The organism is Streptomyces sp. NPDC048291 (assembly GCF_043201715.1).
GTDB lineage: Bacteria > Actinomycetota > Actinomycetes > Streptomycetales > Streptomycetaceae > Streptomyces.
In genome coordinates, this window is sequence record NZ_JBICZC010000003.1 from 1 (window position 1) to 14,422 (window position 14,422).

The 14,422-nt window shown below is 68.8% G+C and carries 13 protein-coding genes; 8 read left to right on the forward strand and 5 right to left on the reverse strand.

The window, feature by feature from the left end:
• Positions 1-234, reverse strand: a 234-nt coding sequence (locus ACGF5O_RS07665; protein WP_393808995.1) for a helix-turn-helix domain-containing protein, incomplete at its 3' end; no start/stop codon positions are given.
• 374 nt (positions 235-608) lie between these two features.
• Between ACGF5O_RS07665 and ACGF5O_RS07670 the strand changes: the two genes are divergently transcribed.
• The gene (locus ACGF5O_RS07670) at positions 609-1,097 is read left to right on the forward strand and encodes a PPOX class F420-dependent oxidoreductase (RefSeq protein ID WP_393808996.1); all 489 of its coding nucleotides are present in this window, start codon (positions 609-611) and stop codon (positions 1,095-1,097) included.
• A gap of 760 nt (positions 1,098-1,857) precedes the next feature.
• Here ACGF5O_RS07670 and ACGF5O_RS07675 read toward each other — a convergent pair.
• Entirely contained in the window at positions 1,858-2,352 is a 495-nt protein-coding gene (locus ACGF5O_RS07675; protein WP_393808997.1) for a MarR family winged helix-turn-helix transcriptional regulator, read from the reverse strand.
• A gap of 176 nt (positions 2,353-2,528) precedes the next feature.
• Positions 2,529-3,755: an acyl-CoA dehydrogenase family protein gene (locus tag ACGF5O_RS07680; protein WP_393808998.1), complete on the reverse strand. Its 1,227-nt coding sequence runs from the start codon at positions 3,753-3,755 to the stop codon at positions 2,529-2,531.
• Positions 3,756-3,818: 63 nt separating this feature from the next.
• Here ACGF5O_RS07680 and ACGF5O_RS07685 point away from each other — a divergent pair, with 63 nt between their 5' ends.
• On the forward strand, positions 3,819-4,646 hold the full coding sequence (locus tag ACGF5O_RS07685) for an SDR family oxidoreductase (protein WP_393808999.1): 828 nt from the start codon (positions 3,819-3,821) through the stop codon (positions 4,644-4,646).
• 1,862 nt (positions 4,647-6,508) lie between these two features.
• Positions 6,509-7,102, forward strand: coding sequence for a TetR/AcrR family transcriptional regulator (locus ACGF5O_RS07690; RefSeq protein ID WP_393809000.1), 594 nt, complete (start codon positions 6,509-6,511; stop codon positions 7,100-7,102).
• A 64-nt stretch (positions 7,103-7,166) separates the two neighbouring features.
• Here ACGF5O_RS07690 and lpdA read toward each other — a convergent pair whose 3' ends face one another.
• Both lpdA and ACGF5O_RS07700 read right to left on the reverse strand, forming a co-directional pair.
• Positions 7,167-8,579, reverse strand: coding sequence for a dihydrolipoyl dehydrogenase (gene lpdA, locus ACGF5O_RS07695; RefSeq protein WP_393809001.1), 1,413 nt, complete (start codon positions 8,577-8,579; stop codon positions 7,167-7,169).
• A gap of 159 nt (positions 8,580-8,738) precedes the next feature.
• Entirely contained in the window at positions 8,739-9,914 is a 1,176-nt protein-coding gene (locus ACGF5O_RS07700) for a saccharopine dehydrogenase NADP-binding domain-containing protein (RefSeq protein ID WP_393809002.1), read from the reverse strand.
• A 91-nt stretch (positions 9,915-10,005) separates the two neighbouring features.
• On the opposite strand from ACGF5O_RS07700, the gene ACGF5O_RS07705 reads away from it, so the two are divergent.
• From ACGF5O_RS07705 to ACGF5O_RS07725, 5 genes are all read left to right on the forward strand, one after another.
• Positions 10,006-10,629 carry a TetR/AcrR family transcriptional regulator gene (locus ACGF5O_RS07705; RefSeq protein ID WP_393809003.1) on the forward strand — a complete coding sequence of 208 codons (624 nt, stop codon included), beginning with the start codon at positions 10,006-10,008 and terminating at the stop codon, positions 10,627-10,629.
• Positions 10,630-10,680: 51 nt separating this feature from the next.
• Complete coding sequence (locus ACGF5O_RS07710; protein WP_393809004.1) at positions 10,681-11,175, forward strand: winged helix-turn-helix transcriptional regulator; 495 nt, start codon at positions 10,681-10,683, stop codon at positions 11,173-11,175.
• An 811-nt stretch (positions 11,176-11,986) separates the two neighbouring features.
• A complete protein-coding gene (locus ACGF5O_RS07715) occupies positions 11,987-13,081 on the forward strand; it encodes a zinc-binding dehydrogenase (RefSeq protein WP_393809005.1) in 1,095 nt (364 codons plus the stop codon).
• A gap of 27 nt (positions 13,082-13,108) precedes the next feature.
• A complete protein-coding gene (locus ACGF5O_RS07720) occupies positions 13,109-13,639 on the forward strand; it encodes a 2,4'-dihydroxyacetophenone dioxygenase family protein (RefSeq protein ID WP_393809006.1) in 531 nt (176 codons plus the stop codon).
• Positions 13,640-13,689: 50 nt separating this feature from the next.
• Positions 13,690-14,418 carry an alpha/beta fold hydrolase gene (locus ACGF5O_RS07725; protein WP_393809007.1) on the forward strand — a complete coding sequence of 243 codons (729 nt, stop codon included), beginning with the start codon at positions 13,690-13,692 and terminating at the stop codon, positions 14,416-14,418.
• Positions 14,419-14,422: the final 4 nt, after the last annotated feature.

Here is a 14,422-nt window from a genome sequence, read left to right on the forward strand (position 1 = left end):
GTCACTGGCGCCGACCTTCGGCCGCTTGGCCGGCCCGGAGGGGAGCAAGGCCTGTCGCCCTCCCTCGCGCCAGCACCGGCGCCACCGTTCCACCGGTCGGACGCTGACCCGCAGTTCTCTCGCGATCACCGTGTTCTTCTCGCCCCGCGCAAAGCCATCGACGGCCAGCATGCGCACCCGCTCCCGCGCGGCCTGGCCCTGCGGAGTAAGACCACCGCCCTGCGCATATCTCATGCCCACGGCGTACCGCAGGGATCCAGCAATGTCAGCCCCGACAACTGAACGGAAAGGTCAGTAGGCAGTTGACTGAACCGAAAATTGGGCAGTTGACTAAACATGGCGTCCGGCGCGGGGACCGGCCGGTGGCGGTGCGCCCTGAGAGCGGAGGAGCCCATGTACATGGACAACAGTTCTGGCGGATTCGTCGCCGTGTCGGCCGGGCCTCGATGGCCGGTCAACCACTGTGCCGCAGGGTGCAAGCCCATGGGCAGCCGGATCGAAGGCGACGCCTCCCCCACACGCCGGACGGACGGACCACATGCGTACACCGCCCCTTGCAGGCGACATCCAGATACGGGATCGCACTGGTCCAACCAGGGATCGCGACCGTGAGGGCATCCGGCCAGAACGCACTCTGGGAGATCGTCGTCAATGCCCGCGAGGGCGTACTCGCCACCATCGGCCCTGATGGTCGACCGCACCTGTCGAACGTGTACTACGTCCCCGACGACGGACCCGGGGACGGCCCGCGGACCATCCACATCTCCACGACATCGGACCGGGCCAAGGGCAGCAATCTGCTGCGCGACCCCCGTGCGGTACTACATGTCCATGGGCCCGACTTCTTCAACTTCGCCGTCGTGGAAGGCACCGTGAGCCTGGGCCCGGCCACCGCGCCGGGCGAGCCGGCGATCGACCAACTGTATGCAGTGAACACGGTGTTCAACGGCGCTGCGGAGCGGCCGGCCTTCGACCACCGCATGATCCGAGACCGGCGGATGGTCGTACGGATCCAGGTGACGAACCTCTACGGTCTGGTCCACAGGAGCGTACGCCGACGCGACACCCCCGAGTCCTCCACGGGCCAGACGGACTAGGGTCTGCGTGAAGTTGTGATGAGTCGGCGGCCTTCGAGAAGGTCCTGACCACGCTGCTGGACGAGGCGTGGCGCCGCGGCGAGCAGCCCGCGCCGTGTCACTGCTCGCCGACCCGCCCGGGCGTCGGCTGCACCGAGGCCCGGTGTCTGCCGTGGCGGGCCCGGTCCGGCAATCACCGTGCGGTCATCAGGGACTGCCCGATCAGGACGGAGCCGGAGCACTCGACGTCCGGCTCACCGCCCTCGGCATGCCCACCACCGCCAGGTGACGCATGCTTCCCGACAGGTCCACCCGTCGGTGTCGGTGTCGAGGGGTGCTCGGCGTCAAAGCGTCAAAGGCCACATCCGCCACAATGCCCAGATCGTCCCGGCCTCCCCTTTCTACCCAGCTGTCGAAGGCGACCATCAAGCACCCCAGCGCAACCGTCACGCGTGTACACAAGGCGAGAGAGGACGCGCCGGGAGATTCGGTGTCGACCCCGGAACGCCCGACCAGGTGCTCGGCCGGCCGGGAACGTCAACCGGCCTGATTCTCGTGAAGGCGCCCGCAACGGCGGGAAGCCACCAGGGGCAGAAGAGCCAGGCTCTCGCCCGGCTCACGCACGAGCAGAGCGATGGCCGGATCGATACAGCGCGCCGGCATCAATGAAGCCCGAGGACACAGACATCATGGTCAGTGCCGCCGCGACCACGGCGCGGGCGCCGCAGCGGAAGCCGGTGGATCCTGACAGCTCCGGCCCGGGAAGGCCTCTTCCTGCTCGTCAAGCCCTCTTCGCTCCGCCCGGCTCCCTGACAGCATCGAACATGAAGGTGAGAGCGGGACTCTCGGCGAGGCTGCCCAGCAGGGCGTGAAGCGAGTGCCGTTCAGTGGTGCCCAGGTCGGCGAGGATTTCGCTGTCGAGACCGACGAGTGTGCGGTTGAGATCGGCCAGAACCTTGCGCCCCTCGTCGGTGATGTCGACGGCGTACCGACGCCGGTCCTGCGGATCGCGAGTTCGCTCCGCGTAGCCCGCCCGCTCCAGGTCGTCCAGACTCGTCACCATCGTCGCCGGGTCGATACGCAGGAACGCGCCGAGCGCCAGCTGCGGCATCGCCCCGTTGTCCACCAAGGCCTGCAGGACGCTGTAGTGGCGCACTCGCAGGCCGGTTCCGCTGATGCCGGACTCGGCGATCCTGAACGCCACCTGCCCTAGCTTGACCAGCAGGCAGATGGTGTGCTCGGCCACTGTTCCCGGAACCAGCGGAGCCTCGGACATCGTTTTTCCCGCCTATGGTTAGTTCTGCATATGGTCCGGGTCCATCGTACGAGAGGGTCCGGGGCGGCCGGAGTACGGGCGGGATCGGGGTACCTTGGGCCGGCGCGCCGAGTTGCCCTGCCTCTTCCGGCCTGGCCACACGTAGCGGTTCCCTGCGTCACAGCATGTCCGGGCCGTCAGCCGACGATGCTCCGGCCGAAGATCTGCCGGGCTATGACCCACTTCTGGATCTCGTTGGTGCCCTCGTAGATCTCGCCGATCTTGCTGTCCCTGTAGATCGCCTCCACCGGACCGGGGCTGCCGTCGGCACCCAGTTCGCGCGCGAAGCCGAGGCCTCCGAATGCCTGGACGGCATCGCGTGCCATGTCCACCGACAGCTTGGTGGCGTAGTACTTCGCCATCGCGGCCTCGGGCTCCGGGGACAGGGTGCCGGCGTCCAGACGCAGGGCGGCCTTGGTGTAGAGGGAGCGGGCGTTCTCGATCTCGGTGGCCCGCTCGGCGAGCAGGAACTGCCAGTGCTGGTTGGCGGCCACCGGCTTGCCGAAGGCATGTCGTGTCGACAGATGGGCCACGCTGTGGTCGAAGGCGGCCTGCGCCATACCGACCGCGGCGGCCGCGATGCCGATCCGGCCGTAGGTCAGCGTGGACAGCGCATGACGCAGCCCGTGCCCCTCGGCGCCGCCCAGGAGGTCGCCGTCGGAAAGGTGCACACCTGTGAACCAGATGTCCGCGGTGAGCTGGCCGCGGTTGCCCATCTTGCGGTCGGCGAGGCCGACTTCGACGCCCGGAAGCGTCGTGTCGATGATGAACATGCTCAGCCGGGTGCCGGTCCTGGCGAGAACCACCACGAACCCGGCGACGGGCGAGTTGGAGATCCATCGCTTGTGCCCGTTGAGCACCCAGCCGGTCTCGGTGCGTACGGCTTCGGTCTGAATCGCCTCCGGGGAGAGGTCGCTGGAGGCGTCGGGTTCGGTGGTCGCGAAGGCACCGACCACCGTGCCCTCCGCGACCTTGCGCAGCCATCGCTGCCGCTGCTCCTCGGTGCCCTGCCGCAGGGCGTTGCCCGCCAGGATGCAGTGCACGTCGAAGACTGCCGCGACACTGCTGGAGAAGTAGGCCAGTTCCTCGATGGCCGCGGCGGTGGCACTGGCCGGGTGGGTCAGCCCGTCACCGCCGACCTCGCCCGCGAAGGGGATCCGGAAGACCCCTGCCGTCGCGAGCGCGTCGAAGACCTGCCGGGGGAATCCGTCCGTGCGCTCGTCACCTCCGGCGATCGCCGCGGCGTGCGGTGCCACTTCGTGTTCCGCGATACGGCGCACGGCGGCGCGGACGGACTGTGTCTCTTTCGGAGCGAGGAGTTCGTGGTACAGCCGGTCGCTCTGGCGCTCTGGGGCAAAAGTCATACGTGGACGATATCATTAGCACTGCATATGATTAGCTCGACAATCAACTTTGGAGGTTCGACCATGACACAGACGCTGGCCGGCAAGACCGTCCTGATGTCGGGAGGCAGCCGAGGCATCGGGCTCGCCATTGCCGTGCGCGCGGCCCGGGACGGTGCGAACGTGGTGATGCTGGCCAAGACCGCCGTACCGCACCCGAAGCTCGAAGGCACGGTGCACACCGCGGTCGAAGAGGTTGAGCGCGCCGGAGGCAAGGCGCTGGCCGTTGTCGGTGACGTCCGCAACGAGGAGGATGTGCGTGCCGCCGTCAACGCGGCGGTCAGCGGCTTCGGCGGTATCGACATCGTGGTGAACAACGCCGGCGCGATCGACCTGTCGCCGTCCGAGCATCTGGAGATGAAGCGCTACGACCTGATGCAGGACATCAACACACGCGGCACGTTCCTGCTGAGCAAGGCCGCGATCCCGCACCTGCGCAAGGCGGAGAACCCGCACATCCTCACGCTCTCCCCGCCGTTGAACCTCGCACCGCACTGGGTGGGCAAGCACCTCGGCTACACGCTGTCCAAGTACGGGATGAGCCTGTGCACCATCGGACTCGCCGAGGAACTTACCGACGACGGCATAGCCGCCAACTCGCTGTGGCCGCGGACCCTGATCGACACGGCCGCCGTGCGCAACGTGGTCGGCGGCGCCGGTCAGGCCCGCAGTCCGCAGATCATGGCCGACGCCGCGCACGCCGTTCTCACCCGCGATGCACGGAAGTGCACCGCCAACCTGTTCATCGACGACGAGGTCCTGGCGGATGAAGGCGTCGCCGACCTCTCCGTCTACAGCCCTGCCGGCCTGGAGGGTGAGCTCGCGCTCGACATATTCGTCGATCCGGCCTGATTCCGCTCAGTCGCGAGGCGAGGGGCGACCTCAGCGCCACTCGATGGCCTGCCGCCCGGCGGACAGTTCGCCCTCCGAGCACTCCGCACCGCTGATCACCCGCGACGGACGGGGCTATCCGCCGGCGAGGCCACGCAGGCGGACGGGTTAGACGGACTCCGGGCAGGCCGCGTCGAGCAGGTCGCGCGCCGCCCGATCGGCGGCCTCGGCGGCATGGCCGGCACGCTCAAGGGACAGGCGGAAGCATGTCGCCCAAAATGCGATCGACCACCTGCACGGCGGACGACAGCCCGCTGAGGGAGTCCAGTTGGTCGCCGCCGTTCCCTTCCTCTGGTCGCACCACAGGTGCTGCGCGCCCGAGCGACCCGGCGCCCGCGCGAGGCCGCTCACTGCCGTGGAGCAACGAATTTCGTCGGCTCCGCCAAACCGGCCGTCAACGCCGACCGTCGACCAGGACGGACGAACCCATCAGGCGCCGCATTCTCGCCTGCTTCGCCGCCGCCGGCCGCATCTCCCGCGCCCCTTCAGCATGCTCGACGGCGCCTCACCCCCAGGCAACCCGGTTCGCGTCAGCCCGCACGAGGGGGCGCGTCCGACGGCAAACGGTCCATAAGAACACGGACAATGACGACTTGTCAGGCAAGCCGTCGATCTCATCGCGCACGGGACGGTGTGGCCGCTGTTGGGCGCGGTGGCACGTGAGGCCAACTCGCCGAAGAGCAGCGCAAGCCGCTCACCAAGGGTTTCCGGGTCCTAGACCCCGGTCCGCCGCGAGATGTCCGTGAGACGGCAGGCGAACTCCCTCTTGCACATCACTGCCAGCTGATGGGCGGGACGCCCAGGATCCGGGACCTCGACGCCGATGTGCAGGAACGGGCATTCCCGGAAGAGAGCAATCGTGTCCGGATTCTCGTCGAAGACAGCAAGGATCTGCCCACCCGGACCCGCCACCGGCCGGCCAGATGTCGCAGGCACGGGCGGGAGAGCACCCCTGCGGGACTGCAGGCATGCCTGGATGACCTCACCCTTGTCGGGAAGGTGCACATACAGTGCGCGCTTCGACACGTTCGCCACCGAGGACAATGGGCCCATTCCGGTCGCCTTGATCCCCTGCGTTGCCAACAGGCCGGTCGGCACGCCTGCTACACCGACATACACGGCTGATTTAGATCAAGGCCTAAGGATATCTATCCTTTTACATAAGCTGGAGTGCCAGTCGCGGTGAAGCGCCAAGTGAACCGATCGTCTTCCTTGACCAATCCCGGCGCCACACTGCACGCGACGGGTTGGGTTCGCAGGCGCCGCGCCCGTCCAGGGCGAGTCCGGCTCCCGATCGCTCCAGCCCGGCCGCCGACCGACCCGGCACTTCGGCACAACCTGGGGTGCCTGGGCGGAGCCGGACGAGGCGCGCCGGATGTTCGACCGATTCACCGAGGCCGGCGCCGCCGAAACGGCCGCAGACACGAGGGATCACGTGCCGCGAAGGCCCCACCGACCGCCGCACGGTCATGTCGGCGACCATTCCGGCGACCTGCGCCGGGCCTGCGGACCACGAACGTCGCCAACCCGCTTCGGACTGCCCCCTCTTGCCGCCACCACTACCCATCGCTTAACATTATGATCGTACGTTAACGACATGTGAAGGAAGTGCGCGGCGCGGACGACGGGCTTGCCACGACAGCCTGCCGCCTCGCTCACGACTGCGGCACGTTCACCGGAGCCCTGCCCCCAGAACCCATCCATCTTCCCAGCGACCTCGCGCGCACGGCGGCCGATCAACCCCGACAGCACCTCCCGCCGTTCCAGCAAGGCGACGGTGCCCCCTTTTCCCACCACAGAACAACCTGGACTCCCTCTGCATCATGTCGAGCCATGACACACCCAAACCCGCCCGCGCGGACGCGACCCGCAACCGCGCCCGTCTGCTGGACGCCGCGCGCATCGCGTTCGAGTCCGGGACGCCGGTCTCCCTGAAGCAGATCGCGCGGGACACGGGCGTGGGGATCGGCACGCTCTACCGGCACTTCCCGACGCGGGAAGCGCTGGTCGAAGCGATCTACCAGCAGGAGCTGGACCGGTTGTGCGCCGGCGCCGGATCCCTCCTCGACGCGCTGGAACCACCCCAGGCGCTGCGCAGTTGGATGGACCGCTTCGCCGAGTACGTCACGACGAAACGAGAGACGGCGGACGCACTCCGCGCGGTTCTCGCGTCCGACGTCGCGACCGCGTCCCGGGCACGCGAACAGCTCTGCACCGCGGTGCAGGCCATCCTCGACGCCGGAACGGCCACCGGGACGCTGCGCGACGACGTCCACGCAGACGACATCGTCGTGACCCTCGTCGGGATGTTCGCGGCGACCTCGCCGACCGGCGGGCGCGACCAACTGGGCCGGATGCTCGACCTGCTGATGGACGCCGTTCGGTCCCCGGCACATGGCGCGTGGCGGAGCCCCTGACAACCCGAGGCGGCGACACCGGTCCGCGCATCAGGGGCTCCGTCGCCCGTCCGTTGCCCGCCCGCTACATGTTGATCATGTGGCCCGAGAGACCGTGGACGGCCTCCTTGACCGCTTCGCCGAGCGTGGGATGGGCGTGGACGTTGCGGGCGACCTCGTGGACGGTGAGGTCCCACTGCTGGGCCAGGGTCAGCTCGGGGAGCAGTTCGGTGACGTCCGGCCCGATGAGGTGGCCGCCGAGCAGTTCGCCGTACTTCGCGTCACTGATCAGCTTCACGAAGCCGGTCGCGTCGCCCAGGCCGTGGGCCTTGGCGTTCGCCGTGAAGGGGAACTTGGCGACCTGGACGTCGAACCCCTTCTCCCTCGCCTGGGCCTCGGTGTAGCCGAAGCTGGCGATCTGCGGCTGGCAGTAGGTGGCGCGCGGGATCATCGCGTAGTCGAGCTCCATGGTCTCCGCGCCGGCGAGGGTCTCGGCGGCGATCACGCCCATGGCCTCGGCGGTGTGCGCGAGCATCAGCTTCGCGGTGACGTCGCCGATGGCGTACAGGTGCGGAACGGAGGTGCGGCAGCGGCCGTCGACGTCGATGTTGCCGCGGTCGGTGACCTTGACGCCGGTGTTCTCGAGTCCGTAGCCGGTGACGTTCGGTGCGAAGCCGATCGCCTGAAGGACCTTGTCGGTCTCCAGGACCTGCTGGGTGCCGTCCTTGGCCTTGACCGTGACGCGGACCTGCGGACCGGACTCGTCGATCGACTCGACACGGGTGGAGGTGAGCACGTCGATGCCCAGCTTGCGGTACTGCTTGGCCAGTTCCGCGGAGACCTCGACGTCCTCCAGCGGGGCGACGCGGTCCAGGAACTCGACGATCGTGACCTTCACGCCGTAGTTGTTCAGGACGTAGGCGAACTCGACGCCGATGGCTCCCGCGCCGGCGATCACGATGGAGTGCGGCAGGTCCTCCGCGAGGATCTGCTCCTCGAACGTCACCACCCGGGAGGTACGGCGGGTACCGGGCAGCAGCCTGGGAGTCGCTCCGGTGGCGATGATGCAGTGGTCGAAGCCGATGGTGCGGGTGTTGCCGTCGTAGCCGGCCACCTGAAGGGTGTGCGGGTCGAGGAACGTGCCGCGACCGCTGATTTCCGTGATCCTGTTCTTCTTCATCAGGTAGTGGACGCCCTTGACGCGGCCGTCCGCGACCTTCCGGCTACGACGGAAGGCCTCCCCGTAGTCGAAGGAGACCTGCCCGTCGACCCTGATGCCGAAGGTCTTCGCCTCGCGCGTGAAGATGTGTGCCAGCTCGGCGTTGCGCAGCAGGGCCTTGGTGGGAATGCAGCCCACGTTCAGACAGACACCGCCCCAGTACTTCTCCTCGACGACCGCTACGCGCTTGCCCAGCTGGGCGGCGCGGATGGCGGCCACGTAGCCGCCGGGGCCCGCGCCGAGTACGACGACGTCGAAGCGCTCACTCTGCTCGTCCATGGACGGTTCCTTTCTGCGGGGCGGCCGGCTCCCGCGTGGGGCCGCATCCCGCCCGATCGAACAATCTGTTCATCAACTCGACGACATCGACCTGAGCCGCCGCCCGTCGCCGGGGACGCCGAGGATGCGCGAACCCGCGAGCTCGTGCTCGCGCATCGGTCACCGGCGGCGGCCCGGTACCTCGTCGGCCTCGTGTACTCCGGCCTCGGCGGCCCCGGCCCCGAGCGTGTCGAGTCCGAAGGCGGCGACCGGACCGTGCGCGCCAGGGGGGAGGACGGTGTCCGGTGCCGCCGCACGGACGGCGCCCCACGCCAGGAGGGACCCCGTCATCTCGTAGGGATCGGGTCCCGTGAGGGCCGTCCCGGCCAGCGGTCGGCCCGACTTGTCACGGGCGACGGCGATCACCAGGGAACGGCCGTCGCCGTCCGGCTCGCGCCGCGATCCCGGCAGCCGCCCGGACATCCAGGTCACCGCGGCCCGTGCCCTCGCCGACCGCAGCAGGGGTGCCCGGATCGCGGCAGCGATCTGCACCGGACGCGTCCACCGCCCGAGCCACCCCAGGCCCACCTCCACACTCTCCAACCAGGGGAAGACCTGCGGCAGTCCGAGGTGTTCCGAACCGGGGACGGTCATGGCCGAGCGCTTCACACCGGCGAGGCGGAACACCCGGACGCGCTTGGCGGCACGCTCGTCGACCAGTCGGGACGGAGCCCCGGGACGCGGGGGCCGGTAGGCGAACCCGCTCTCCGCAGCCGCGCCGACCAGCGTCTGCCGGGTGCCCGCCGTACTCAGGGTGTACGCGTCGCGCAGGGTGCTCCGGTAGAGCAGTTCCTCCCCGTGTCCCGCACGCGTGATGAAGTAGCCGATCTCGACATGACGGGCACGTTCCCCCGCCCGTGACAGGACGAGCGCCCCGGCGAGGTTGCCCGGCACATAGTCGTAGCCGAACGCTGGCACGAGGGTCGCTCCCCGGCGGGCCGCGACGGAGTCCAACTCGAAGACACGCCGGACGAAGGTTCCCTCGCCCGTGGAGTCGAGATAGTGGGCGCCCGCCCGCGCCGCCGCGGTGACCGTCTCCCTGCCGAGTCGCATGAACGGGCCCACCGTGGAGACGACCACATCGCTCGGCTCCAGGAGCCGCGAGAGACCCGTGGCCGAGGTGACATCTGCCTCCGTCACCGGGAGATCCGCCGCAAAGCGGTCCGCCGCGGCGCGCAGTCGGGCGCGGTCGCGCCCGACCAGCGTCGGTTCCGCGCCCCGTCTCAGGAGCTCCCCGAGCACCCGCTGTCCGGTGTGCCCCGTCGCACCCAGCAGCACGATCCTGCGACTGTCCACGCGTGCGCCTTCCCGGTGGGTTGACATGGCGTCCAGTGGATGACCAGAAGTCATTCACTGACCTCAGGTCAACGAATATACGATGGTGGACATGAGAGGGCCAAACCGGCGACAGATGTACGCGGAGCAGACCCGGGCGGACCTGACGACGGCCGCCCGCAGGCTGTTCACGGAAAACGGGTTCGCCGACACGTCGGTCGAGGCCATCACCGGGGCGGCGATGGTGAGCAAGGGCACGTTCTACCACCACTTCCCGGACAAGAAGGCGATGTTCGCCGAGCTCTACACAGAGCTGCTTCAGCAGGTCGCCGCCCTGGGCGACGCCACGGCGGACGCGGTCGGCAGCACACCGGGCGCTCCCGCCCTCGACGAGGCCGGCGCCCTCGCACGCACGTTCCTGCGGCGGAGCATCGACGATCCGCTGCACCGCGAACTGATGGCGCAGGCACCTTCGGTCCTGGGCGAGCAGTACCGGCACATCAACGAGACGGTCGCCCAGCCGCCGATCGAGCGGCTGCTCACCGCCATGGCCGAACGCGGCGACCTGAAGCCGGACGTGCCCGTCGCCACCACCGCCCGACTGCTCCTGGCCGGGCTGTGCGAGGGCAACCACATCATCGCGACGGCGACGGACCCGGAGGACGCCCTGATCCGGACGGGCCGCGCACTCACGCTCCTGCTGTCCGGGCTGGCGGCCGACGGCTCCCCCGACTGACGCACGACCGACACCCGCCGGGCACCGGGGCGCCGACCATAGACTTCCATCATGGAACGGAAGAGCTTTCAGGACATGACCTGCCCGGTCGCACTCACCCTGGAGCGGGTCGGCGAGTGGTGGAGCATCCTCATCCTGCGCGATGCGACTCACGGCATCACGCGGTTCGACGAGTTCCAGAAGAGCCTGGGCATCGCACCGAACTCCCTGACCCGCCGGCTCGGCGCACTCGTCGAGGCCGGCCTGCTGGAGCGACGCCGCTACAACGACCGCCCCCCGCGGTACGAGTACGTCCTCACCGAGGCCGGGCGCGCGTTCCAGCCGGTGCTCACCGCCCTGTACGCCTACGGCATCGAGCACTTCCCGCCGGAGGCGCCGAACGTCCGCCTCGTGGACAGGGAGTCGGGCGTCGACGTCGAACCGCTGCTGATAGACCGCTTGACCGGCCGACCCATCGACGAGGAGCACACCATGTTCCTTCCGGGACCGTCCGCGGACGAACGACTCCGGGCGCTGCTCGAGCGGAGAAACGCGCAGACCGCGTGAACCGAGGGTGACCTCCATCACCACGGCCAGTTACTTGCATGATGATAGCTACCCTCCTACTGTTAGCGCCTGAGCCCGCGGAACAAGCGTGAACACGCGGGTGATCCGCTCGGACGACTTGGCCGGGCACCGCTCCACCGGCCGCCGCCGAGGCGGGGGCAGTCACACGACGAGGTGTGCCATGAGCGCTTCAGCAAGCATCCGAGCCGTCCGGCACCATCGCACGACGATCACGGCGAGCCGCCGAAGTGATCGGTTTCGATCCGGCCGAAGTGAACTGCCTGTCATCACACGGCAGTTCCTTCGCACCGTGGAAAGCGCCGAAAGGACCCGCACCGGGAACACCGCAGCCCGGGTCCGGCAGGTTCCCGGCGATCGGTCCCACACGCGGGCGCGGAACGGCTCGGACAGCCGTTTACCCGTACACCCCCTCCACCCCGGCCGCACCACGCCGGACAGCCGATCGCTCCCGCACCGGCACTCGTGGACATCTCACCTGCCCGCAGTGACCAGCAGGGACGACGTCAACGCCGCGACACGTCGGCATTGACAGGTAATCAACTTTCTTATCAAAGACAGTCGTTGAACGCGCCCCGCGCCAGGACCGGCTCGCTGCCGCTGTAGGTCGCGCAGGCGTGACACGCGGTCCTGCCCTGCTTCGGCACCCGCCCGGATCACCGGTCGTGGAGTGACCCGCGTTCCCCGGACACCACGGGCCGGCCCGGCGGGCAGCCCTGCCCAACGGCCGTACCCCACCGCCCCGTTCCTGCGGGGCACCCACCCGAACAACGTCAATCTGAGGGAATCACCGATGACGATGAGTGCCGTTGTCATGCGCAAGGGCGGGCTCGAACTGATCGAGACACCGATCCCCCGGCCCGGCCCGGGAGATGTCCTGGTCAAGACCCTCGCGAACGGAATCTGCGGCAGCGACCTGCACGCCGTCACCCATGGCGCCGAACTGGTCGACGGCTTCCGGGCGGTGACCGGAGCAGACCCGTTCGACCTCAACGGACAGGTCGTCCTGGGGCACGAGTTCTGTGCCGAGGTCGTCGAGAACGGCCCCGGCACGCGCGGAACGCACGCACCCGGCACCCGAGTCGTCTCGGCGCCGTTCCTGCTCAGAGAGCCGCAGCCGGTGCTGCTCGGCTTCGGCGGAGTCGACACCCCCGGCGGATACGCCGACTACATGCTCCTGTCCGAGGACCTCCTCATCCCGGTGCCGGACGAGGTGCCCACCGACACCGCCGCACTGACCGAACCACTGGCGGTCGCGCTGCACGCCGTCAACCGCGGCTCCCTCGGATCCGACGACGTACCCGTCGTCATCGGCTGCGGTCCGATCGGACTCGCGGTGATCGCGGTGCTCAGGATGCGGGGCATCGGCCCGATCATCGCCGCGGACTTCTCGCCCGCGCGACGGGCGATGGCCGCCACCCTAGGCGCCGACATCGTGGTCGATCCGCGCGAGACGTCGCCGTACGACTCCTGGCGCTCGGTCGCCGCGGTCTCCGACCCGGCGCGGTTCGGCCGCCAGACGGTGTCGTTCCCGGGCTTCGGGTTCCGTCCGTCGGTCGTGTTCGAGTGCGTGGGTGTTCCGGGAGTCATCCAGCAGATCCTCGGCGGCGCCGCCCCCTGCACCAAGGTCGTCGTCGCCGGCCTGTGCATGGAGCAGGACACCTTCTACCCCACCTTCGGTGTCCTGAAGGAGATCGACCTGGTCTTCTCCATCTCCTACACCCTCGAGGAGTTCGGGCAGGCCATCGGGCACCTGGCCGCGGGCGAACTGCGGGTCGATCCGCTGATCACCAGTCGCATCGGGCTCGCCGAAGTGCCCGACGCCTTCGCCAGGCTGGCCGACCCCGAGCAGGACGCCAAGATCATCATCACCCCGAACGCCCGCTGAACCCCGCCCATTCACCGGAGGAACTCCATGACCGCCACACAGACCGCCGACAAGGTCCCCGTCGTCTCGCTCCCGCAGACGGAGTTGCTCACGCTCAACGTGAACGACATCCCGCTGCTGAAGGACGCGCTCGGCCCGGGCATCAGCTTCCAGCCGCTGTTCCTCGACCCCGAGATGGGCATCTGGGCGATCATCGGCACCTTCGCTCCGGGTGTGGAGCTGCCCATCCATCTGCACACCGGTGGAGTGCACGGATACACCCTCAAGGGCGAGTGGATCTACAAGGAGTACCCCGACCAGCCGCAGACCGCGGGGTCGTACCTCTACGAGCCGGCCTCGTCGGTGCACACGTTCGCGGTGCCCGGGACGACCACCGAGGACACGGTCGTGCTGTTCATCATCAACGGCGCGAACGTCGGCTTCACCGAGGACGGCCAGTTCCATTCCGTTCTCGACGCGGTCACCGTGCAGGCGCTGGTCAAGCAGTGCGCGCAGGCGCAGGGCCTCGGCACCGTCAAGTACCTGACCGGCGGCACGGCGAAGTACACCACCGACTAGCCGAAACCCCTGAGCACCCACGAAGCAGAAAGACCGATCGGAGAAACCCCGTGCCCGCCGTATTCGTTCATGGAGTCCCGGACACCCACCATGTCTGGGACGACGTCCGCGCGCACCTGGCGCGGACCGACGTCGTAGCACTCGCCCTGCCCGGCTTCGGAAGCCCCGTGCCGGAAGGCTTCGCGGCCACCAAGGAGGAGTACGTCGGCTGGATCATCGGCCAGTTGGAGGAACTGGCCGGCCCGGTCGACCTCGTGGGTCATGACTGGGGTTACATCCTCACCTCCCGTGTCGCGGCGCTCCGTCCCGATCTGGTGCGGACGTGGGCCGGCGGCGGCGCTTCCATCGCCGGCCAGGTCGAATGGCACCCCATCGCGAGAACCTGGCAGACCCCTGAGGTCGGCGAGCAGTGGATGGCCGAGTTCAGCGCGCCGCAGTTGAACGCGCTGCTGCAGGCGAACGGCGTGCCGGCGCACCGCGCCGAGGAGAACGCCGGCCGGATGGACGCCGTGATGAAGGACAGCATCCTTCGCCTGTACCGCTCGGCGGTCAACCTGGCCGCGGAGTGGGAGCCCGGCCTGGTGAACATCACCAGCCCCGCCATCGTGTTCTGGGGCATCGCCGACCAGTTCGACCCGGTGGAGCGCGCCGACTTCGTCGCCAAGAGCGTCAGGGCCACGCGCCTTCTGAAGCTGGACAGCGGACACTGGACGCCGCTCCAGCAGCCACGGCAACTCGCCGACGTACTGACGCAGCACTGGGAAAGCGTCCCGGCGTAGCACG